The sequence below is a fragment of the Armatimonadota bacterium genome (assembly GCA_017993055.1).
GTDB lineage: Bacteria > Armatimonadota > UBA5829 > DTJY01 > DTJY01 > JAGONM01.
This window is the reverse complement of record JAGONM010000028.1, coordinates 25498-47247: the sequence shown is the minus strand read 5'-3', so window position 1 is coordinate 47247 and position 21750 is coordinate 25498. Positions and strand designations below refer to the sequence as shown.

The following is a 21750-nucleotide window of genomic DNA, read 5'->3' as shown; positions in this document are numbered from 1 at the left end:
ACGTCTTCGATCATTCGGTCCGCTCCATATCATATCGTCGCGAGACGTGTCATCAGACGACACCCGACACACTCAGTTCCTTCGCAGCCTCGTCGAGCGATCCCAGGACCGGGATGAACGTGTCCACACGCGTGATCTGCAGCACCCGGCGGACCCAGGTAGCTTCGTCCGAGGTGATGAGGTAGAGCCTGCCGCCCGTCGCGGTCAGCTTCTTGTATGCGGTGATAAGGACGCTGAGACCCGAACTGTCCATATACGTGACGCCGCTGAGATCTATCAGGATCGCCTTCGCATCCGCTCTGATGGCCGACGATATGGCGTACTCCAACTGAGAGACGGTGTACAGATCAATCTCGCCTTGAGGACGCATCGTCGCTACTCCCGCCGCGATGCCTGCATCCACCCGCAAGCGCTCGTCTTGCATATTGACTTTCCTCCCTGAGTCTGATCGCCTGCCGGTACGCTCAGTCTATACCCCGATTTCGCGAGATTGACACTCGAGATTGACGCGCCCGGATGTCAATGCTAGGATAGCCGCGTTCCGTGGCACCATTTCTCGCCGGACGACCTAGAATGGCCAACCTGATCGACAAGTACAGAGCAACCCACAAGCGGATACGACGCTGCCTCGACCCGTATACGGAGAGGCTCTGCCCCGAGTGTCCGGAGCCGTGCTGCCGAAAGCCGACGAAGGTACGCGACCTCGACGTGCTGCTGGCGCGCGCCGCCGGGTACGACATCGAGCCGCGCGGCACGGCGGATGACCTCGTGAACGCATGCATGGACGCGCTCAGCGGAGCGGCGGACCCGACTGCGCCGGAGGCGTGCGACTACCTGGGGGATCGCGGATGCACCTTCCCGGACGATCTGCGCCCGTTCGAGTGCACGAAGTGGACCTGCCCGTTCCTCAGGAGGGAGATCAGCCCCGGCGATATGCGCGAACTCCGCAGCCTGCTCAGCAGGCTGTCCGACCTCCACCGACTGATCGTAGACTCGACGATTCCCCGCCGGAGGACGTAACCGGCTATCACCCCGTTCCAGTACCCCCGACCCATCCGCCTTGACACCCCGCACCTCGCGGAATATGATGAGGGCAATATTCGGAGGACCAAAGACGTATGAGGGCCGCCGTTCTCGAACGGTTCAACGAACCGCTGGTAATCCACGACTTCGACAAGCCGCCGCTCGCTCCGAGGCAGATACTCGTGAGGATGCTCGCGGCCGGGGTCTGCGGATCCGACATACACATGTGGCGAGGGAAGGACCCTCGCACCCCTCTGCCGATGATCCTGGGCCACGAGGGAGCGGGCGAGGTCGTCGAGGTCGCGGCGGGATCCCAGGTTCCACGATCCGTGACCGGTCGGGAGATCAGGCCGGGCGACCGGATCATCTGGGAGAGGGGAGTAACCTGCGGGCAATGCGCGTTCTGCACCGTGCGGCACGAGCCGAACCTCTGCCCGAATCGCTGGGCTTACGGCATCCACCGCTCGTCCGCCGATGCTCCTCATCTCGTCGGATGCTACGCCGACCATCTGGTGCTGATGCCGAACACAATCGTCTTCCACCTGGACGACTACGAGGGGCCGAGCTATCCCCTGCTCGCGAGCGCGTCGTGCTCCGGCGCGACGGCGGCCAATGCGATCGAGCTGGCGTGCATCAGGCCCGGCGACACGGTAGTCGTCCAGGGATCGGGGCCGCTCGGGCTCTTCGCGACCGCGTTCGCGGAGGCGCTCGGCGCATCGAAGGTAATCACCGTGGGAGGGTCGCCGGACAGCCTCGTCATCGCATCGAACCTCGGGGCAGCCCTGACGCTCAGCTATCGGAACACCCGGGCCGAGGACCGGCTGGCGGCGGTTCGAGCGCTCGTGCCGGGAGGAATTGACGCCGTCATCGAAACATCGGGCAAGGGCGACTCGGTGAACGAGGGGATTACCATGCTTCGGACGGGAGGCGCGTACGTCTCGGTCGGTTTCGCGGTCCCGGGGACGACCGTGACGCTCGACGCATACACGGAGGTCGTCCGCAAGCACCTCCGACTGCAGGGAGTATGGGTGAGCCACGCGAGGCATCTCCATCAGGCGCTATCGCTGGTCGCGCGCAGACCGGACTCGTTCGAAGGGATGATCCCCCGGACGTTCGCACTGGACCAGGCGACCGACGCGCTCGAGGCGATGGAATCGAGGGAAGTAATCAAGTCGGCGATCGTGTTCTGAGCAGTTCAAGGTTCAAGGATCGCGGGGGCCGGGTTCATCGAGAGATCGGAGGGAGCCATGGAGACAGAGTACCAGTCAGACGTTCTGATCATCGGAGCGGGAAGCGCCGGCCTGCGCGCCGCAATCGCCGCCCGGGAAGCGGGAGCGGACGTGGTCGTCGTCGAGAAGGGCGCGGCCGGAGAGAGCGGCTGCACTCAGAATTCCGCATCGGACTGGATGGCTTACGGCGCGGCGTTCGGCCACGCCGACTCAGGCGACTCCCCGCACGAGCACTGGCTGGACATCATGATCAAGGGCGCGCTCGTCGCCCGGCCGGAACTCGCCCGCAGAATAGCGGATGAGGCGCCGGAGCGGCTGATGGACCTAGAGCGATACGGCGCGAGTTTCGACAAGACCGACGGGCGTTTCGTGCAGATTCTTTCCGACGGCGCGAGGTTCCCCAGGGCCTGTGGGAAGGGCGCCGAGACCGGACCGGAGATCATGCGGGCTCTCCTGTCGAAGGCGCGGGGCATCGGCACACGCTTCGTGGACGGCGTTATGGCGGTAGACCTGGTCGTGAGCGAGTCCACGCCGAGACGGATCGTCGGCTGCTGGGGCATCAATCAGCACGGGGGCCGGATGGTCCGCTTCACCGCTCCGTCGGTCGTGATCTCGACGGGCGGGCCGGGCGATCTCTACTGGTTCAACGTTTTTCCCGACGGAATGACGGGAGACGGCATGGCGATGGCCTACCGAGCGGGGGCGCGGCTCGTGAACATGGAGTTCATCCAGATCGGGCCGTGCATCGTTCACCCGGTGAAGTTCGCGCTCTCGGGCGTATTCTGGAGGATGAACCCCAGGGTCTTGAACGGCGACGGCAACGAGTTTCTGCGCGAGCGCGTGCCGGAGGGGATTGACGTCGAGGCAGCCCTGCACCTCAAGGGTGTGTCGTTCCCGTTCAGCGTGAGGAACGATTCGATGTATGTTGATCTCGCGATCGCCGAGGAGATGAAGCATGGTCGGCCCGGGCCTCACGGAGGGGTGATGATGGACATCTCCCACAACCCGGCGTCCGAGATCGAGTCGAAAGCGAGGGTGCCGTTTGAGCACCTGCTCGCGAAGGGGATTGACATCCGGAAGGAGCCGGTCGAGTTCGCTCCGAGCATCCAGCATTTCAACGGCGGGGTACTGATTGACGAGAGGGCAGCCGCCGACATCGCGGGGCTCTTCGCGTGCGGCGAAGCGGCGGGCGGACAGCACGGCGCGGACCGGCCCGGAGGGAACGCGCTGGCGGACTGCCAGGTGTTCGGCGCGATCGCGGGCACGGAGGCTGCCCGCTATGCAGCCGAGCAGAAGTTCGTTGACGAGGCCGACCTCGTCAGGGCCGCGGCGGAACGACAGCTTCGGACGCTGTCGGCCGTGCCGCCCGATCCCGGCGGAGACTGGGCCAACGAAGTCGAAGGCCTGAAGGCGGCGATGTGGAGCTATGCGTCGGTCGCACGCGACGCCCAGGGGCTCTCGGAGGCAAACCGCATACTCACCCGCATGACCTCGAGGCTGAAACGGTCGCGCCCATGGAACCTGCGCGAGTTCCTCGAGTTGAGGAACCTGCTCGACCTCGGGCAGGTGATCGCGGGGGCGGCGAAATTGCGGGAGGAGAGCCGCGGCACACACTACCGTTCCGACTTCCCTAAACGCCGGGACGAGCAGTGGATCAAGCAGATCGCGGCGAGCCGCACGGAGGCCGGGCCTAAGTACGCCGTTTCGCCGGTCAGCGTGCCCCAGGAGATCGCCGACGGGCTGAAATCCGGCGCTCTCAAGATGGATTAGAGCGTGGGGGATCACGTGCAGGAATTCCCCGGCCTCGGGCATAAGACTATCGCGGGCATACCGGCGGCGTCCTCATTCGCCGACGCATTTTCCAATCCTCGGAGGAAACCATGAAGCGAATCTGTCTCTGGATCCTTGCATGCCTACTGGCGCTGTCCGCTCTCTCGTGCGGCAAGCAGACCGGGGGGAAGGGCGACGTTCCGTCCGTCGCGTTCGTCACGAACAACGTGTCTGATTTCTGGATGATCGCCAAGGCCGGAGTAGCGGCGGGCGAGAAGGATTTCAACGTCAAGTGCGAGTTCCGGATGCCGCCGCAGGGAACTTCGGCCGAGCAGAAGCAGATCATCGAGGACCTCCTCGTGAAGGGCGTAACGGGCATCGCCATCTCGCCGCGCGACCCCGCCAACCAGACTGACGTGCTCAACACCGCCGCGCGATCCGTCAACCTCATCTGCATGGACTCGGACGCGCCTAAGTCGGAACGCATCTGCTACGTCGGCACCGACAACTACAACGCCGGGCGGGCGGCCGGCGATGAGATCAAGAAGGCGCTCCCGAACGGAGGCAAGGTACTCCTTTTCGTCGGCACCCTCGACGCGCAGAACGCGGCAGACCGTAAGAAGGGCATAGAGGATGCGGTCAAGGGATCGAAAGTTCAGATCATCGGCACCCTGACTGACAACACCGACCACGCCAAGGCGAAATCGAACGTCGAGGACGCGATGGTGAAGTACCCCGACATCGCCGGGTTCATGGGCCTGTGGAGCTACAACGGCCCCGCCATCGCGGAGGCGGTCAAGTCATCGGGCAAGGCGGGAAAGATCCGCATCGTCTGCTTCGACGAGGAAGCCGCGACTCTGCAGGGCGTGAAGGACGGCGTCGTCTTCTCGACGGTGGTGCAGAAGCCCTACCAGTTCGGCTACGAGTCAATGAGAATCCTGGCTGCCCTGGCTCGCGGCGAGGACGCGAAGATTCCCGAGAACAAGGTCGTGGACACGGGCGTCCGAGTCATCAGCAGGGCCAACGTTGACTCGTTCTGGGCCGAGTTGAAGAAGATGACGGGGAGGTAGGGCAGACGGCAGACCGCAGACGGGAGACCGGAAGTACGCGCGATATTTCCGAGACCGAACCTCAGCCTCTGCTCCGGATGGAGGGCATCACGAAGCGCTTCCCGGGAGTGCAGGCGCTCGACCGCGTGAACCTCGAGTTGTACCCGGGCGAGATCCTGGGGCTGATAGGCGAGAACGGCGCGGGGAAATCCACTCTCATGCGCATCCTCGCCGGGATATACCCCGCAGACGATGGAAGCATCTGCATCGAAGGCCGGCCGGCGCCCATCTCGGGAGTGGAGGACTCACTCGCGCTTGGGATTTCGATCATCCACCAGGAGTTGAACCTGGCGGACAACCTCGACATCGCCTCGAACATCTTCCTGGGGCGCGAGATGACCTTGTCGCCCCTCAGAATCCTCCGGAACCAGGCGATCACCTGCAGGGCAGAGGAGTTGATGGCGAGCGTCGGGCTCGATGTCCCCGCGACGACCCTCGTCGAGAAACTCTCGCCCGGACAGCAGCAGCTCGTCGAGATCGCAAAGGCGCTTTCGATGTCGGCGCGGATACTCGTACTCGACGAACCGACCAGTTCCCTTGCTCCGAGAGAGGCCGAGGGACTCTTCGCCGTGATGCGCAGGCTGAAGGCAGCCGGGGTCTCGATGGTCTACATATCCCACAGGCTACCCGAAGTCGAGGAGATCTGCGACCGCGTGATAGTACTCAGGGACGGTGAGCGGGTCGGCGCGCTCGACCGAGGGGAGATATCCAGGGACGCGATGGTCCGGCTGATGGTCGGGCGGGATATCTCACGGTTCTTCCCGGACGCCGGGTCGTGCCGGGGAGAACCGGCGATGGCCGTCAGGGACTTTCGGCCCGCGCAGGCGCCCGGCCCGTTCGATTTCGAGGTGAGACGGGGCGAGATACTCGGCCTGTTCGGCCTGATGGGAGCGGGGCGCACCGAGCTCGCGAGAAGCCTCTTCGGGATCGAACCGGCGGTCAGCGGAGAGATACTGCTCTGCGGCAAACCCGCGGCGGTCCGCAACTCGGTGGACGCGATTCGACACGGGATCGGCATGGTGCCCGAGGACCGGAAGAATCTCGGCGTGATACTTCAGATGGCGGTCAGGGAAAACATCTCGCTGCCGGACTTCTGCTCCGCCTGCGCGGGGATCGGCCTGATGAACGAACACCGCGAGTCGCAGATCGCGGCCGAACAGATCGAGGCGCTGGACATACGCACTACCGGGATCGAGCAGCAGGTAGAGTTCCTCTCAGGCGGCAACCAGCAGAAGGTCGCGCTGGCGAAGTGGCTCGCAATCGGGCCGAAGGTACTCATACTCGACGAGCCGACGCGCGGGATAGACGTCGGATCGAAGAGCGAGATCTACGCGCTGATACGCAGGCTCGCAGACGAAGGATTGGCGGTCGTCATGATCTCATCCGAGATGGAGGAGATCCTCGGCCTGTCGGACAGGGTGCTGGTGGTCCACGAAGGAAGGCAGATCGGCATCCTCGACCGAAGCGATGCCACGGAGGAGAGCGTCATGAGTCTGGCGACGGGGGGCAAGGCATGAGGAAGACACTCGGGATGGCCGTCCTGCTGGCGGCGCTCTGCGTGGCTATATACCTGAAGAGCGACACGTTCATCGGCACGACGAACCTGCAGAACCTGAGCCGCCAGATCGCCCTGCTGGCGGTGTTCGCCATCGGCGAGGGGATCGTGATCCTCTCCGGCGGGATAGACCTCTCCGTCGGCTCGGTAATCGCCTTCACCGGGCTGTTCGTCGCGTACGCCGTGAACGAGTTCGGCATGTCGCCCTGGACCGCGAGCCTGATAGTGCTCGGCATCTGCGTCGTCATCGGGCTGGCGCACGGGGCGCTGATAACCCGACTCAAGCTCCAGCCGTTCATCGTCACCCTCTGCTCGATGCTGATACTGAGGGGTCTGGCGCGCGGCTTGACCGAGGACGAGACGATGGGTTTCGGAGAGCGATTCCCCGGGTTCAGGCTGCTGGGCAACGGCGACTGGCTGGGCATTCCCGCGCCGGTCGTGATACTGATAGTCGTGGGCATCATCGCGCATTTCTTCATGCGGTACACGGTCTACGGCCGCTACCTGTACGCGATCGGGCGAAACCCGGACGCGGCGCGTTACTCCGGCGTGAAGGTGGACCGGATGCAGACGGGAGCGTACCTGGCCTGCGCGGTGCTGGCGGGGATCGCGGGGATACTGCACGCGTCCTACACGAACTCCGTTCAGCCGGCGACTACCGGACAGGCGTATGAGCTCTATGCGATCGCGGCGGCGGTTCTGGGGGGATGCTCGATGCGCGGCGGAGAGGGCACGGTGCTGGGGATCATCATCGGCGCGAGCATCATGAGGGTGATGTACAACGGGATCATCCTCGTCGGCATCCCGACGTTCTACGAGTTCGCGGTGATCGGCCTGGTGATCCTGATCGGCGTCGTGGCGGATGCATCGGTCAAGAGCCGCGGCACCCGAGTCGCCAAGCGGCCGACCAGGACTTGATGTGATGCACGGGTCTGACATGACCGACCAGTGAACGCAGTGCTGATACCTATGACTCTCTTGCCTGTGGGTATGATTGTTCCTGGATTGGCGGCGAGTCGGAGACTCGGATAGACGCAGATTCATGTCTTGCACGCGGCATGATGTTGCTTACATTACATCATGATGGTATAATGTATGCGGAGGTGGTCGAGATGGTACGGACCCAGATGCAGATAGATGAACCCACATACGAGAAGCTACGCGAGACGGCGCACCGACAGCGCAGGTCTATGTCGGCGGTCGTCAGGGATATACTGCACGAACACCTGGAGGGTAAGGCGAGATCCCGGGGAATAGCCGGTAAGACTTTCCATTTCATAAGTGCGGGCGCATCGGGATACAAAGACATCGCCGAGCGGCATGACGAAGCGCTGTCCGAGGACTTCCGATGATCTTCCTCGACACATCCGCCGTCTACGCCATGGCTGACACAGGCGACAAGGACCACGAGGAAGCCCTGCGCTTGTTTGAGGCCGCTCAGAGAGCTGACGAGGAGATAGTCACTCACGGCTATGTACTGGTAGAATCGGCTGCGCTCCTTCAACGCCGTCTGGGACTCAAGACCGCCCTCGACTTCCTGGATGATGCGGTCAACTTCACTCTGGTCTGGGTAGATGGAGAGCTTCACACTAGAGCCGTCGAGTACCTGCGACAGGCCCGACAAGCTGATCTGAGCCTGGTTGATGCAGTCAGCTTTGTCGTGATGCGTGAGATGAACACCAGCCTGTATCTCGGGTTCGACGGGCACTTCGATGCCGCCGGTTTCTGCCGCTATGCACCGCCGTGATGATCTTCCGGTCTCCTGCTGATAACACCCATGCCTAAACAGGAACTGCGATTTGAGGACTGCTACTTCATCCGGGAAGGCGATGCCGTCACGCTCGGGAACTCCCGCATCGAGCGCGTGTGGGCAACCCATCAGGGGTTGTGGACGACTCACCTGATCGACAGGCGAATCGGGCGCGACTGGTCCAGGCACTCAGGTGGCTCCGAATCGAACATCACCACGGAGGGCTGGAGCCACAACCTTCTCGTGTCAAAGGTCCAATCTGTTGATGTCAAGGTGATCGAGCCCCCCATCAGCAAAGCCTGCATTCGCGTTCAGTTCACCATCGACGACTTCGAGTTTCGCATAAGAAAGTGCTTCGACATCTTCCCAGAAGTCCCGGCAATCCGAGCATGGCTCGAACTCACTCCGTACGCTGATACTTCCGGCCTTGACTACACCGCTGTAGAGGAGCTGTTCCTTGACTTCGACGACTCAACAGCCACAGCCATCGAACTGCACGATCTGACAGATTACACCAACCACCTCGCCACCGTCCGGAAGCTCGACAACATTACTGACTATCCCATCTACAATCCTCTGTCCCCCGAGTACGGACCCAAGGAAGCGCACAGGCTGGTCGGTAACAACATATTCATCGAAAAGGGCAACGGCGAGGGAGTGTTTGGCTACAAGGAAAGCCCCGTCCCGAACTCACAGCTCTATCACCTGTACTATGATTTCAAGGTGAGGAAGGACTACGTGCAGGGTGTCGGGGCGGGGTTCCACAACCTGCCGGCGGGAGAGACGCGGAGGACGCACGCGTTCACATTCGGCGTCTATTCCGGCGGGCTCGACGGCGGAATCCTCGCGTTGAAGGAGTACCAGAAGGCGCGGTACAAGACAGTCCCCGAACGCGACTACATCATCAGCGCGAACAGTTGGGGCGACTTCAGCACCGATATCAACGAGGAGAAGCTGATCGCCGAGGTCGAGGCCGCCGCGGAACTCGGGATCGAGAGCGTGGCGGTTGACGCGGGATGGACGAAGCACGTCATGGGCGGCGACCCCGATCCCCAGAAGTTCCCGAATGGGTTCGCGCCACTCTGCAAGCGGGCGAAGGAACTCGGCGTCAAACTCGAGTTGTGGATGGTCCCCACCCGCCTCGACGGCGCGCTCGACCTGCTGAAGGAGCATCCGGACTGGGTCGCGCGGACGAACAACCGGACACCATGCGACACCCAGCCGAGCTACGGCGGCGTCATGCTGACCGGGATCGAGCTGTGCAACCCCGACTGCTTCAAGTGGATGAAGGATTACTTCCTGCGGTTCTACGACGAGGGGTTCGAGCGGTTCAAGATGGACACCTTCCAGTGCGACGGCTTCGATACGCTGGAGGGCGATCTCTACGATCACTACCAGGCGCTCCGGCGGCTGATGCACGAGTTGGTCGTCGAGCGCCCGGGCCTCACGTTCACGCAGGATTCCACGCGCACGAACCGCCCGATCTACGATTACTACATGGATTATGGGATCATCTTCCTGGAGAACCGCTATCAGAACCGGCCGATGGACCACAACGGTCGCTACCTGCCATGGAAGACCCTGCGCAACCTCTGGCAGGTCTCGCCGTACATCCCGCCGCAGAAGCTGAACATGGAGCTGTCGAACGACGAGGAGGGCTACACGCCGGAATACCTGCTGGCGACGGTGATGTTCGCCAATCCGTTGTTCTGGGAGTCGCTGGCAGCGATATCCGAGGAGTCGAGGGAGCGGTTGAAGCCGCTCATCGCCATGTACAAGCAGCACCGGGCGGCGATCTACGCGGGGCATATGTTCCCGCTCGGCGAGATGCCGGACGGGACGACGTGGACCGGCTTCCAGTCGCACGACCCGAAGACCGGCTCGGGATACCTGATCGCGTACCGAGAGGACAGTCCCAGAGAGTCATACCGCTTCCGGCCGAAGTTCCTCGCCCGCACGACGCGCTTCGAGAGCGTGACCGACGACTCGCCGGCGCTCACATGCGAGCGACCGGAGGACGGGATCGAGGTATCTCTGCCGAGCATCAGGAGCTTCCGGCTCTACCGCTACTCTTAGCCTGTGCAGGCGCGTTTGCCGATCGGCAAGAACGGCTATATATGAGTCGAAGATGCGGCTTCACCTCCCCACAACGGCAGAGCCATGCCGGCGAGAAGGACATGATATGGAGTCGAAGACCGCCGCCCTCTCGTCGCCCGGCAGGACACGGCTGCGCTGACGCCGAACACACTACATACGCCGAATGCCAAAGGGGGTGCATTGCAATGTACGCGACTCAGGACCTTCGAGACGAACATGAAGGCATCAAGGTGGCCCTGGCCGTGCTCGACCGCCTCGCCGGGAGAATCGAGGCCGACGATCGAAAGGTGCTCGACGACGTGGAGCAGATCGTTGACTTCCTGAAAACCTTTGCGGACCGATGTCACCACGGGAAGGAAGAGGACCTGCTCTTCCCGGCGCTGGAGAGCGCCGGCGTTCCCAGGGAGAACGGACCGATAGGAGTGATGCTGGCGGAGCATACTGGCGGACGGGAGTATATCCGCGCGATGGGCGATGCTCTGCGCGGCCTGCGCGAAGGCGCATCAGGGGCCGCTTCCGCGTTCGCGGATGCGGCTCACGGGTACGCGCGCCTGCTCGGCGAGCATATCGAGAAGGAGAATGATGTTCTCTTCACCATCGCCGAGAGCCGTCTGACCCCCGAGCAGCATGCCCGATTGGCCGAGGGCTTCGAGCAGATAGAGCAGGAACGCATCGGCCCGGGAGTCCACGAGCGATACCACGCACTGCTAGACCGCCTGCGGGACACGTACCTCGCGTGACTGATGCACCGCGGGCCGACAACATGCAGAACCGAGGGTGTGCCCTCATGGAGGCAAAATGAGCGAACCATTACTTATAGGCAAGGGGCAGTGGGAGCAGTACATGCTGCCGAAGATGGCGAACCGCCACGGCCTGGTAGCAGGGGCGACGGGCACCGGCAAGACCGTAACGCTGCAGGTGATCGCCGAGCGATTCAGCCGAATCGGGGTGCCGGTCTTCGCGGCCGACGTCAAGGGCGACCTGTCCGGCATCAGCCAGCCGGGCTCGGACAACCCGAAGGTAGCCGAGCGCGTGACGAAGATGGGGCTCTCGGACTTCGGGTTCTCGGGATGCCCGGTCGTGTTCTGGGACCTCTTCGGCCAAAAGGGACATCCTGTCCGCACGACGATCTCGGAGATGGGACCGCTGCTGCTCAGCCGCATTTTGAGCCTGAACGAGATACAAAGCGGCGTGCTCTCCATGGCGTTCAGGATCGCCGACGACAACGGACTGCTGCTGCTGGACCTGAACGACCTCCAGGCGATGCTGCGGCACGTCGGCGACAATGCGGGCGAATACACGACGCAATACGGCAACATATCCGCTGCCAGCGTGGGGGCGATACAGCGCGGGCTCCTTCAACTCGAGGAACAGGGCGGGGAGAGGCTGTTCGGAGAGCCCGGGCTGAACCTCCAGGACTTCATCCAGACGGACTCCAACGGCAGGGGCGTCATCAACCTGCTGGCGTCGGACTCCTTGATGCAGTACCCCAAGCTCTACTCGACCTTCCTGCTCTGGCTGCTCTCGGAGCTGTTCGAGGCCCTGCCCGAAGTAGGCGATCCCGAGAAGCCGAAGCTCGTTTTCTTCTTCGACGAGGCTCATCTGCTCTTCACGGACACGCCGCAGAGCCTGCTGGAGAAGATCGAGCAGGTCGTGCGACTGATAAGGTCGAAGGGCGTGGGCGTCTACTTCGTCACTCAGAACCCGCTAGACATCCCGGATACGGTTCTGGGGCAGTTGGGCAACCGGGTACAGCACGCCCTGCGGGCGTTCACTCCGAGAGATCAGAAGGCGGTGAGGGCGGCCGCGGAGACTTTCCGCTCCAACCCGGACCTCGACGTGGAGACGACGATCACTCAGATGGGCGTAGGCGAGGCCCTGATATCGTTCCTGGACGAGAAGGGCACTCCGGGCATAGTGGACCGCGCACTCGTGTGTCCGCCGTGGAGCCGTATCGGAGCGGTAACGGACGTTGAGAGGCAGGGGATCATCAACTCGTCGGTCCTGTTCGGGCACTACGAGAAGGTAGTAGACCGCGAATCAGCCCATGAGCTGCTGCAGGCGCGCGCAGTTCAGGCACAGGAGTCGGCTGCGAGGGAGGCGGCTCAGGTCGCGGCCGAGAAGGAGGCTCGCAAGCAGAAACCGGCAAGACAGCGAGAGAGCATGGCTGAGGCGCTCGCAAAGAGCGCGGCCCGCTCCATCGGGAGCCAGATAGGTCGGCAGATCATACGCGGCGTGTTGGGGTCAATGTTCGGCGGTTCCAGGCGCTGAGACGCCCGACAACCGTCGTTAGTCCCGGATCAGAAAGGAGCTAAAACAATGGCGAATATCGCAGATATCGAAGGCATAGGCGACGTATACGCCGCCAAGCTGGAGTCGGCGGGGGTGAACACCGTCGAGAAACTCCTGGAGGCAGGCGCGGGCAAGAAGGGCCGTGAGGACCTTGCCGGGAAAATAGACGTGGGCGAGAAGCTGATACTGGAGTGGGTGAACAGGGCGGACCTTGCGCGGATCAAGGGCATCGGATCGGAGTTCGCGGATCTGCTCGAAGCGGCCGGCGTAGACACCGTTCCGGAGCTTGCCCAGCGCAGCGCGGAGAACCTCGTCGCAAAGCTCGGCGAAGTGAACGCCGAGAAGAACCTCACTCGCAGGCTCCCGACCGCCGACCAGGTAGCGGACTGGATCGAGCAGGCGAAGAAGCTGCCGCGAGTAGTCACTTACTGACTCGCGCGGAGCGGTACGAGACCCCGCACCCTGTCGAAACCGGGGCCCGGCAGTGCACAGCGCCGTCGGGCCCCGGTCATCTGCGAAGATCGCGGACAACCCCCGCCCGGCCAATCTCCATCCCCGACCCAGTTGACACGCAGGGATACTTAAGCTATATTAACTATAGTGATCGGCCAGCTCATTCGGGAGAACCCATGAAACGACTTCCCCTGCTGATAATCCCCGCGCTCTTACTCGCGATACTGATCGGCTGGCGGGTGGCCCAGTATCGGATGGAGGCCGCCGGCCAGGCGAACCAGCGCGCGGCGCGGTCCCAAGTCGCGCCGGCCGTGTCTACGGCCTCGCCCCAGATACGAGACGTGGTCCGGCGGTTCGACGCCACCGGCACGGTGGAAGCACCGCTGGACGTGGGCATCGCCTCCAAGATTACCGGGCGGATTCAGTTCCTGGAACTCAGAGAGGGCGACCGGGTCCGGAAGGGCCAGGTGCTCGTGCGGATAGACCCGTCGGAGGTCGAGGCGAACGTCCAGCAGGCCTCGGCGAATCTGGCCGAGGCCGAGTACCGCCTAGCGCAGGCTCAGCTCATTCAGGGGCCGGCGAACGTCTCGGTCAACACTCAGATCAAGCAGCAGGAAGCGGCCGTGGCGAGCGCAACCGCCGACTACAACCAGGTGAAGGCAAACTACACGGCCCAACTCGCGGCCGCTTCCGCGAACCTGAGCGACGCTCAGTCGAAGGTCGAGAACGCACAGGCCGGGATCAACGGCGCGGAGGCGAACCTGGCGAACGCGAACGCCAAGGCGAACCGGATGCGCAACCTGCTCGAGAAGGGGTTTGTCTCCCGACAGCAGGTAGATGACGCAGAGGCAGCCGTCAGCGTGCAGAAAGCCGCCCTGGAGATCGCACGCGGTCAGCTGAAGTCGGCGCTCGCCCAGAGAGAGGCCGTCCAGCAGCAGAGAAGCATAGTCGAGACAAAAGGCAAGGCCGACATCGAAGCGGCGAGCGCGAAAGTGGCCCAAGCCAAAGCCTCCCTCGAGTACGCGCAGGCGAACGCGGCGCAGAAGCCCGCCTATGAGCAGAGCCTGGCGGCCCTGAGATCGGGGATCGCGGCGGCGCGGGCGGGCCTCGACAGCGCGAAGGCGAAGCGCGCCGACACCGTCCTGAAGTCTCCCCTGGACGGCGTGGTGACAAAGCGGTTAATGGACCCGGGAGCCGTGGCCGCGCCCGGCCAGCCGATCATTTCCGTGCAGTTCGTCAAGCAGATCTGGGTCACCATCGCCGTACCCGAGGAGATCATCCCGAGAGTCCACATCGGCCAGCCCGCCAGGATCGCACTGGACGCAATGCCGGGCAGGGAGTTCACGGCGAGCGTCATCCAGATCAACCCGGCGGCAGACACTCAGAGCAGGCAGTTCACGGTTCGAGCAGTACTGAGCAACCGCGAGGGCGTCTTCAAACCGGGCATGTTCGCTCGAGTATCGTTGGAAGTCGAGCGTGTGAAGAGCGCCCTGGTTGTACCCAGAGAGGCAGTCCAGGAGGACGACCGGGGCTCTTACATCATGAAGGTGGACGCCGGCGGCAGGGCGAAACGCCAGCCGGTACTGACGGGAATCGAGGACGGCGGCGCCATAGCGATCAAGGAAGGCGTGCGCCCAGGCGACAAGCTGATCACCATGAGCGCATCCCCCATCCGCGACGGACAGACGATCAACACCGGCGGCAAGGGCAGGCCGAAACCGGGACAGCAGGAGAAAGGCGGCAGATGATCGGGCCGCGGCGTGGGAGAACTCGGTCATCGGACCCGAGAGACCTCGCGCCTCCTGCCGAAGACCTCATCTGACGATCTACCATGAGTATTGCGAAGTTCGCCGTTACCCGGCCTGTTACAGTTGTCATGCGAATCGCGGCGTTCCTGCTGCTGGGCATAGTGTGCCTGCTCCGGCTGCCGGTAGACCTGCTGCCCAAGGTGACCCTGCCCACGATCGGAATCACGACCCAGTGGCCCAACGTGGCGCCGGAGGAGATCGAGGCCCAGATAACGCGCCCTATCGAGCGCGCCGTGTCCGCAGTGCCGAACATGTATCAGGTCACCTCGAGCAGCACCGAAGGCGTCTCCTCCGTGCGAGTGGAGTTCCAGTGGGGCGCGGACATCGGGCAGGCGGCGGTGGATGTCCTGCAGGTGGTCGAGCGCGCGCGGCGGCTCTTCCCGAACGACCCGACGATCCAATCACCCACGATATCGAAGTTCGACCCGAACCAGATGCCGATTCTGACATTCGGCGTCTCCGGCGAGAAAGACCCTGTCAAGTTGCGGACGATGCTCGACAATGAAATCTCGCCGATGATAGACGCCGCAAGCGGGGTTGCCTCGACCAGGGTCACCGGAGGGCATCAGCGGGCGATCATCGTGGACGTGGACCCGGACCGCCTGCGCGCACGCAACATCACCCTCGCCGACATCATGCGGCGCATCACCCAGGAGAACCTCAACCTTCCCGCAGGAGTCGCAAAGCAAGGCGAGACGGAGTACATGATCCGCAGTTTCGGATGGTTCGCCAATCCGGCGGAGATCGCGCAGATACCGATCAAGTCGTATGACGGCCAGGTCGTAGTGTTAAGCGACATCGCCGACGTGCGCGACGCGACTCCGGAGGTGCGGCTGAACACGCGACTGAACGGCGAACCTGCCGGGAGCCTCGTAGTGACCAAGCAGAGCGAGGCGAACACCATCTCCACGGCAAGGGCGGTGCATGAGAAGGTCGCCAGAGTGAAGGAGCTGTATCCCAACCTCGATTTCCGCGTGGCCTACGACCAGTCGAGATTCATCGAGAGTGCCGTAAACCACGTGCGAGACAGCGCAATCATCGGGGGGATACTGGCGGTGCTTGTGCTGCTGTTCTTCCTGCGAAACGTCCGCAGCACGCTGGTAGTCGCGATGTCCATCCCGACCTCGATCATATCCACATTCGCCCTGCTCTACATGTGCGGATTCACGATCAACACCATGTCACTGGGCGGATTGGCGCTCGCGACAGGACTCATCGTGGACGATGCGGTGGTCGTGCTGGAGAACATCTTCCGGCACATCGAACGGGACAAGAAATCCGCCTTGGAAGCCGCGGTGAGCGGGACAAACGAGATCATGTCAGCGGTCGTGGCATCCACCTGGACGGTCATGGTGGTCTTCCTTCCACTTCTGCTCATCAAGGGCCAGGCCGGACAGATGTTCACCCAGTTCGCGCTGGTAGTCATCTTCTCCATCGCCGTGTCGCTGCTCGACGCGACCACCACCGTACCGATGCTGGCGACGCGCTTCATCTCGGGCGAAGCACATGCGGAGAAACTCAGCAACATGCACGGTCACTCCGGCCCGCTGATGCGAGCGTTCGCCCTGTTCGGCCGGTGGTTCGACTCGCTGGACGCATCCTACCGGAACGGGCTGCGTTGGGCTATCCATCACCGCCTCACGGTGATCGCCGGAGCCATCATCATTACCGGCGCGAGCTTCCTCGTCTACCCGATGATCGGCACCGAACTGATGCCGATGTCCGACAGCGGGGATTTCTCGATCGGCATCAAACTGCCGGTGGGAACCGCGTTCTCGACGACGGACCGCACGATGAGACAGGCGGAGGACATCGTGCTCGGCAATCCGGATGTTGAAACCGTGTTGTCCACCGCCGGTTCGCAGAGCACCAGAGGATCTTCCACTTCCCTGACTCCGAACCAGGGGTCCATGACGGTGAAACTCCGAGCCGACCGAGAGGGCTCAACCCAGCGGGTCATGGCCGACCTCCGCAAGCAGTTGGGGCGAGTTCCCGGCATCCGACCCCGGCTGACTCAGACAGACATCGTGGCCCGAATCATGACCGGAGGGAACCAGACCATCGAGGTAGACATATTCGGAGATGACCTCGACACGCTGTCACAGCTCGCCCGGCAGGCGATGGGTCTCATGGGCGAAGTCCCCGGCCTCGAAGGCTTGGACGTGAACTGGCAGGACGCCATGCCCGAAGTAAAATGGAAAGTAGATCGGAGGAAGGCGCTGCAACTGGCCGTGAGTTTCTCGGATATCGCCAGCACCATCGGCACCGCGACCAACGGTTCGATCACCACGTACTACCAGGAGAAGGGTTATCAGTACCCGATCATCGTCCAGATGCCGGAGAATCGCCGGAAGACCGTTTCGGACATACAGAACCTCGCAGTCGGCGCGAACGCGGCGGGGTCCAACGGCAGAGTACTGCTCGGGCAGGTCGCGACGCCGGTCTACGATCTGGGGCCGAGCGAGATTACCCGCATGGACAGGCGGCGTTACGTCGCGATCTCCGGGATGCCGATGGGGCGGTCGTCCGGCGACGTCGAATCTGATATCCGGAAGTCGCTGACGGGCTTCCAGGCGCCTGCGGGATACTACTGGGACTGGGGCACCACCCAGAAGCGACAGGCGGAGGAATTTCAGGGCATAGGGCTGGCGGTCATACTGGCGATCGGCCTGATCTACATGCTCCTCGCCTCGCAATTCGAATCCTTCGTGCATCCGCTGACCATACTCTTCTCGGTCCCGTTAGCCGCGACCGGCGTCATCCTCGCGCTGTTCATCACGAACCGCTCATTCGGACTTACCGCGCTGATCGGCATCCTAATGCTGGTCGGGATCGTCGTGAAGAACGGCATTCTGCTCGTTGACTACACGAACGTCCTTCGCAGGCGCGGCATGAACCGCGAGGAAGCCCTGCTTCTCGCCGGCCCGACGAGGCTTCGCCCTATCCTGATGACCGCCTCCGCGACGGTTCTCGGGATGCTTCCGCTGGCACTGGGGCTCGGGGAGGGTTCGGAGGTTCAGGCGCCGATGGCGACCGTGGTCATCGGCGGGCTGATCACCTCCACCGCGCTGACGCTGTTCGTGGTCCCGACCGCCTACTCGATACTGGATGAGATCGCGCTTCGGCTGAGGCGCGAGAGGGAATAGCCGATGAGCGACAGGCATCTGCACGAGCAGGCGGAGCGGATCGCTTCGCTCCTTCCGAGGCTGATGCGCCAGTGCTTCACGCTGGCCGACGACGATCCAGCGATGGAACTGCCGGGAGCCCAGTTGCGCGTATGCTCGATTCTCCGCGGCGGTCCGCAGACGATGTCAGCGCTGAGCCGGGAACTCGGCATATCGCTCAGCGCGATAACGCAGATCGCCGACCGACTCGAACGGACCGGCATAGCCGAGCGGGTAGCCGAGACGGAAGACCGCCGCGTGAGGAGCCTGCAGTTGACCGCGCACGGAATGCTGGTGATGGGCGATCGGCATGAGAGGCGGGTCCGGCGCGTCCAGGACCTGTTGAGCCGGATGCCCTCAGATGCGCGCGACGGGGCGATACGCGCCCTCCAGACCCTCCTCGACGCCGGACTGTCGGCCGCTCCTCCGGAGGATCCGGCGGCTGCATCTCCTAGCAGCCGTGCTCCGTTCGCGAGATGATCTCTTCCTGCAGGACCGGGCCGAGGTGGGTGAAGTAGTCGGAGTAGCCCGCGACCCTGACTAGGAGGTCCGCGTGTCTGTCGGGATGAGCCTGAGCGTCCCGAAGGACACTGGCATCCACGACGTTGACTTGTATCTCGAAGCCGCCCAAACGCAGGTAGGTCTCGACCAGGGTGCGAAGCGCCTGAAGCTCGGACTCGGTGCGCAGGGAGTTGCCGGAGAGCTTCAGGTTATGCACCAGCCCGCCGATCGCGCTGCGATGGCTCCATTTGGTGGTCGAGAGGATCGAAGCCGTCGGACCGGCGGTCTCTCGGCCCTGCGCGGCGCCGGCTCCGTCGGCGAGTGCGGTCCCGGCCTTCCGTCCGTCGGGAGTCGCGCCGGTCCGCGCGCCGAACTCGCCGTGCATGATCCAGCAGAAGAAGCCGGGGACGTAGGGACTTCCGCCGACTTTGTTCGACATCGAAGTCTCCTCGATGAAGTGCGCCCACTCGACGGCGAGGGCATCGGCCTCCGGGTTGTCGGTGCCGTAGTGCGGCATCGTGTTCAGTATCTCCTGACGGAGCGCCTCATGTCCCTCGAAGTCGGCTCTGAGGATATCGCGGAACTCGGAGAGCGACAAACGCTGCGAATCGAAGACCAGCTTCTTCACGGCCATCATGCCGTCCACGAGGTTCGCGAGGCCGACGAACGAGTTCTCCAACCAGTTGTAACGCGCGCCTCCACGGTCGAAGTCAATGCCCCGCTCGAGACAGTCGTTGATGACGCAACTGGCGAGCGCGAATCCTCCGCGCGCGTATCGGTCCCTCCAGATGCGGTCGGAGTTTTCGGCGGCCTCCCGGACCTGGGCGCTGAGCTGCTCCCTCACCACTGAGCTGAACTGCTCGAAGTCAGCCGGCTCGCCGTCCATCGCCTGAAGGACGGCTTCCGGGCAGTTGAAGTAGGGATGCGTGACCCAGATGTTCGACGCGCCGACAGGCTTGATCTCGACGCATGTGGAGTTCATGTAGTCGCGCGAGTCGGCCTCCGAGACACCGAGGTCCTGGAGGCCCCGGGAGATCAACTCGTCGTTGAAGAACGCTGGATCGCCGACGCCGGTGGCGATCATGCGGCATGCAAAGTCGGTCAGTTCCGGGGGAGTCCCCTCGTGCCACGCCAGGCCGACAGTGGGATAGGCCAGGTGCGTCGCGAGCCGGGCCTCCAGGCATAGATAGGTCAGGTCGTTCGTCAGGTCGCGCCCGTCGGCGTTCCGGCCGCCGACAAGGACGGCGATTGCCGCTCCGGGGAAGCAGATCATGTTGAGCTGAATGTAGAGGCAGCAGATGAGATCGAGCGCCTCATCGCGGGTGATGCGCCCGGCGGCGAGATCGGCCTCGTAGAACGGGCGAAGCGTCCGATCTACCCGGCCAGGATTGCAGAGGACGTGATCCTCGCCGAACCATAGGGTTACGATCAGGAGGAATAACAACTGGACGGCCTCGTGGAACGTCGAAGGCGGCTCGGACGCGACCCTTCGACAGACGTCCGCCATGAGGGAATCGCATGCATCGGCGACGCGGAGGATGTAATCCGAGAGCGCCTTCATCGCGATCTCGCACGCGTCGTAGAACGGATGCTTATCGGCCTCCGACGCATTCCGCCTCGAACGGATTTCCTCCAGAATACCCCCGATGCCGAGCCGGAAGACCTTGTCGAAGTCGGGGTTGAAATGCCCGGTGTCGCCGCCGGGAAATGGAGGAACGGATTCCAGGACCTTCCACGCTGCGGAGAGTTCCTCGTTCTCGGCCTCGGTCGCTTCCCGGAGCAGAGGGCGGCCGACGATCCGCTCTCCGCGGAGGATGTCAATCGGCATGCCCGCCAGTTTCGCGGCGGTCCGACGCGCGCGCCAGATCAGCCAGTCCTCATCGGGAGAGTGGTCGAGCCACGCCTGAGCCTCCGCCTCAAGGACGTCGGGGCAACCCCATCCGCTCTTCTTCCTGAGCGCGATCTTGCGCAGAGCGGCAATCTCCGGCGGGAGCACATACGGCTGGAGTCTCATTCCTTGCTCCCGCTCTTCTTCTGGCTGAAGGTATCCGCCATCACCGCGAGCAGGAGAGTCGCACCGAGGACGAAATCTATCCAGTTCAGCTCGACGCCGAGCAGGTTGATAGAACTGACGATGATGCTCATCAGGAGCGCGCCGAGGAACGAGCCCGCGATAGTGCCGACTCCCCCTTTGAGACTCGCGCCCCCGATGATGACCGCCGAGATCACCCGCAGTTCGAGGCCCTTGCCCGCCGAAGTCGAGGCCGAGCCGAGCCTGGCGGTGATGATGATACCGGCGAGCGCGGCGAGGAAGCCGGTCAGCGCGTAGTTGAAGACCTTCATCTGCCTGACGTTGATGCCCGAGAGGAGCGCGGCCTTCTCGTTCGCGCCGATGTAATAGTTCTGGCGGAAGAAACGGCATCTCCTGAGCAGGAAATCGCCCGCGAAGACCAGCACGATCGAGATGATGATCGGGTACTGGACGCCGAGGATACTCCCCTGCCCGATCGCCGTGAATGACTCCGGCAGGCCGGATATGTTCCTCCCGTTCGAGACAACCATCAGCATCCCGCGCGCGAGGCTCATCATGCCAAGCGTCGTGATGAACGGGTTGATGCCGATATGCGCGACGACCATGCCGTTGATGAGGCCGATTAGCACACCGACCGCAAGCCCGAGCGCGATTGCGAGGGCGACCGGCAGCCCGAGGGTGAGCCAGATCGCGGTGGTAACGCCTGCGAGCGCCATGGTGGAGCCGACGGACATGTCGAAGCCGCCGGATACGAGGAGCAGCGTCATCCCGATGGCGATGATACTCTGGTCGGCCAGCGCGAGGAGGATCGCCGAGGTGTTCCGCGAATCGAGGAAACCAGGGACTGCGTGGGCGATGGCGATCGTGCCGAGGAGGATGATGTAGACTATCATGAACTCCCGATACTCCGTGACCCGGATGATCTTGGCCAGAATCGGATTGCTTCTCGCTCTCTCAACCATTTCGT

Annotated in this window: 18 protein-coding genes; 15 read left to right on the top strand and 3 right to left on the bottom strand. The window is 63.2% G+C overall.

Features of this window, described 5'->3' with window-relative positions; genetic code table 11:
- Nucleotides 1–52 precede the first annotated feature (52 nt).
- On the bottom strand, nucleotides 53–424 hold the full coding sequence (locus KBC96_11190; GenBank protein MBP6964959.1) for an STAS domain-containing protein: 372 nt from the start codon (nucleotides 422–424) through the stop codon (nucleotides 53–55).
- Between the two features lie 149 nt (nucleotides 425–573).
- Between KBC96_11190 and KBC96_11185 the strand changes: the two genes are divergently transcribed.
- The 15 genes from KBC96_11185 (at nucleotide 574) to KBC96_11115 (ending at nucleotide 18730) form a co-directional block, all read left to right on the top strand.
- Nucleotides 574–1020 (top strand): hypothetical protein, encoded by a 447-nt coding sequence (locus tag KBC96_11185; GenBank protein ID MBP6964958.1) that lies wholly within the window; start codon nucleotides 574–576, stop codon nucleotides 1018–1020.
- A 98-nt stretch (nucleotides 1021–1118) separates the two neighbouring features.
- Nucleotides 1119–2213: a zinc-binding dehydrogenase gene (locus KBC96_11180; protein MBP6964957.1), complete on the top strand. Its 1095-nt coding sequence runs from the start codon at nucleotides 1119–1121 to the stop codon at nucleotides 2211–2213.
- A gap of 57 nt (nucleotides 2214–2270) precedes the next feature.
- Nucleotides 2271–4022: an FAD-dependent oxidoreductase gene (locus tag KBC96_11175; GenBank protein MBP6964956.1), complete on the top strand. Its 1752-nt coding sequence runs from the start codon at nucleotides 2271–2273 to the stop codon at nucleotides 4020–4022.
- 110 nt (nucleotides 4023–4132) lie between these two features.
- Entirely contained in the window at nucleotides 4133–5092 is a 960-nt protein-coding gene (locus tag KBC96_11170) for a sugar-binding protein (protein MBP6964955.1), read from the top strand.
- 77 nt (nucleotides 5093–5169) lie between these two features.
- On the top strand, nucleotides 5170–6648 hold the full coding sequence (locus tag KBC96_11165) for a sugar ABC transporter ATP-binding protein (GenBank protein MBP6964954.1): 1479 nt from the start codon (nucleotides 5170–5172) through the stop codon (nucleotides 6646–6648).
- Complete coding sequence (locus KBC96_11160; GenBank protein ID MBP6964953.1) at nucleotides 6645–7604, top strand: ABC transporter permease; 960 nt, start codon at nucleotides 6645–6647, stop codon at nucleotides 7602–7604. The genes KBC96_11165 and KBC96_11160 overlap by 4 nt, the downstream gene beginning before the upstream one ends.
- A 173-nt stretch (nucleotides 7605–7777) precedes the next feature.
- Entirely contained in the window at nucleotides 7778–8038 is a 261-nt protein-coding gene (locus KBC96_11155) for a ribbon-helix-helix protein, CopG family (protein MBP6964952.1), read from the top strand.
- The gene (locus tag KBC96_11150; protein MBP6964951.1) at nucleotides 8035–8433 is read left to right on the top strand and encodes a PIN domain-containing protein; all 399 of its coding nucleotides are present in this window, start codon (nucleotides 8035–8037) and stop codon (nucleotides 8431–8433) included. The genes KBC96_11155 and KBC96_11150 overlap by 4 nt, the downstream gene beginning before the upstream one ends.
- 30 nt (nucleotides 8434–8463) lie before the next feature.
- Nucleotides 8464–10512 (top strand): alpha-galactosidase, encoded by a 2049-nt coding sequence (locus KBC96_11145; GenBank protein ID MBP6964950.1) that lies wholly within the window; start codon nucleotides 8464–8466, stop codon nucleotides 10510–10512.
- 206 nt (nucleotides 10513–10718) lie between these two features.
- Complete coding sequence (locus KBC96_11140; protein MBP6964949.1) at nucleotides 10719–11273, top strand: hemerythrin domain-containing protein; 555 nt, start codon at nucleotides 10719–10721, stop codon at nucleotides 11271–11273.
- Between the two features lie 58 nt (nucleotides 11274–11331).
- Nucleotides 11332–12804 (top strand): DUF853 family protein, encoded by a 1473-nt coding sequence (locus tag KBC96_11135; GenBank protein ID MBP6964948.1) that lies wholly within the window; start codon nucleotides 11332–11334, stop codon nucleotides 12802–12804.
- Nucleotides 12805–12852: 48 nt separating this feature from the next.
- The gene (locus tag KBC96_11130) at nucleotides 12853–13257 is read left to right on the top strand and encodes a DUF4332 domain-containing protein (GenBank protein ID MBP6964947.1); all 405 of its coding nucleotides are present in this window, start codon (nucleotides 12853–12855) and stop codon (nucleotides 13255–13257) included.
- A gap of 197 nt (nucleotides 13258–13454) precedes the next feature.
- The gene (locus tag KBC96_11125) at nucleotides 13455–15026 is read left to right on the top strand and encodes an efflux RND transporter periplasmic adaptor subunit (GenBank protein ID MBP6964946.1); all 1572 of its coding nucleotides are present in this window, start codon (nucleotides 13455–13457) and stop codon (nucleotides 15024–15026) included.
- 83 nt (nucleotides 15027–15109) lie between these two features.
- Nucleotides 15110–18232, top strand: coding sequence for an efflux RND transporter permease subunit (locus tag KBC96_11120; protein ID MBP6964945.1), 3123 nt, complete (start codon nucleotides 15110–15112; stop codon nucleotides 18230–18232).
- A 3-nt stretch (nucleotides 18233–18235) separates the two neighbouring features.
- On the top strand, nucleotides 18236–18730 hold the full coding sequence (locus KBC96_11115; GenBank protein ID MBP6964944.1) for a MarR family transcriptional regulator: 495 nt from the start codon (nucleotides 18236–18238) through the stop codon (nucleotides 18728–18730).
- Here KBC96_11115 and KBC96_11110 read toward each other — a convergent pair.
- Both KBC96_11110 and KBC96_11105 read right to left on the bottom strand, forming a co-directional pair.
- Nucleotides 18702–20765, bottom strand: coding sequence for a hypothetical protein (locus KBC96_11110; protein ID MBP6964943.1), 2064 nt, complete (start codon nucleotides 20763–20765; stop codon nucleotides 18702–18704). The genes KBC96_11115 and KBC96_11110 overlap by 29 nt on opposite strands.
- Nucleotides 20762–21745: an ABC transporter permease gene (locus tag KBC96_11105; GenBank protein ID MBP6964942.1), complete on the bottom strand. Its 984-nt coding sequence runs from the start codon at nucleotides 21743–21745 to the stop codon at nucleotides 20762–20764. The genes KBC96_11110 and KBC96_11105 overlap by 4 nt, the downstream gene beginning before the upstream one ends.
- Nucleotides 21746–21750: the final 5 nt, after the last annotated feature.

Coding starts and splice junctions, on each gene's coding strand:
- KBC96_11190 (MBP6964959.1), bottom strand. CDS start 424: ATGCAAGACGAGCGCTTGCGGGTGGATGCAGGCATCGCGGCGGGAGTA.
- KBC96_11125 (MBP6964946.1), top strand. CDS start 13,455: ATGAAACGACTTCCCCTGCTGATAATCCCCGCGCTCTTACTCGCGATA.
- KBC96_11135 (MBP6964948.1), top strand. CDS start 11,332: ATGAGCGAACCATTACTTATAGGCAAGGGGCAGTGGGAGCAGTACATG.
- KBC96_11120 (MBP6964945.1), top strand. CDS start 15,110: ATGAGTATTGCGAAGTTCGCCGTTACCCGGCCTGTTACAGTTGTCATG.
- KBC96_11110 (MBP6964943.1), bottom strand. CDS start 20,765: ATGAGACTCCAGCCGTATGTGCTCCCGCCGGAGATTGCCGCTCTGCGC.
- KBC96_11175 (MBP6964956.1), top strand. CDS start 2,271: ATGGAGACAGAGTACCAGTCAGACGTTCTGATCATCGGAGCGGGAAGC.
- KBC96_11115 (MBP6964944.1), top strand. CDS start 18,236: ATGAGCGACAGGCATCTGCACGAGCAGGCGGAGCGGATCGCTTCGCTC.
- KBC96_11140 (MBP6964949.1), top strand. CDS start 10,719: ATGTACGCGACTCAGGACCTTCGAGACGAACATGAAGGCATCAAGGTG.
- KBC96_11145 (MBP6964950.1), top strand. CDS start 8,464: ATGCCTAAACAGGAACTGCGATTTGAGGACTGCTACTTCATCCGGGAA.
- KBC96_11130 (MBP6964947.1), top strand. CDS start 12,853: ATGGCGAATATCGCAGATATCGAAGGCATAGGCGACGTATACGCCGCC.
- KBC96_11165 (MBP6964954.1), top strand. CDS start 5,170: ATGGAGGGCATCACGAAGCGCTTCCCGGGAGTGCAGGCGCTCGACCGC.
- KBC96_11185 (MBP6964958.1), top strand. CDS start 574: ATGGCCAACCTGATCGACAAGTACAGAGCAACCCACAAGCGGATACGA.
- KBC96_11180 (MBP6964957.1), top strand. CDS start 1,119: ATGAGGGCCGCCGTTCTCGAACGGTTCAACGAACCGCTGGTAATCCAC.
- KBC96_11150 (MBP6964951.1), top strand. CDS start 8,035: ATGATCTTCCTCGACACATCCGCCGTCTACGCCATGGCTGACACAGGC.
- KBC96_11155 (MBP6964952.1), top strand. CDS start 7,778: ATGTATGCGGAGGTGGTCGAGATGGTACGGACCCAGATGCAGATAGAT.
- KBC96_11105 (MBP6964942.1), bottom strand. CDS start 21,745: ATGGTTGAGAGAGCGAGAAGCAATCCGATTCTGGCCAAGATCATCCGG.
- KBC96_11160 (MBP6964953.1), top strand. CDS start 6,645: ATGAGGAAGACACTCGGGATGGCCGTCCTGCTGGCGGCGCTCTGCGTG.
- KBC96_11170 (MBP6964955.1), top strand. CDS start 4,133: ATGAAGCGAATCTGTCTCTGGATCCTTGCATGCCTACTGGCGCTGTCC.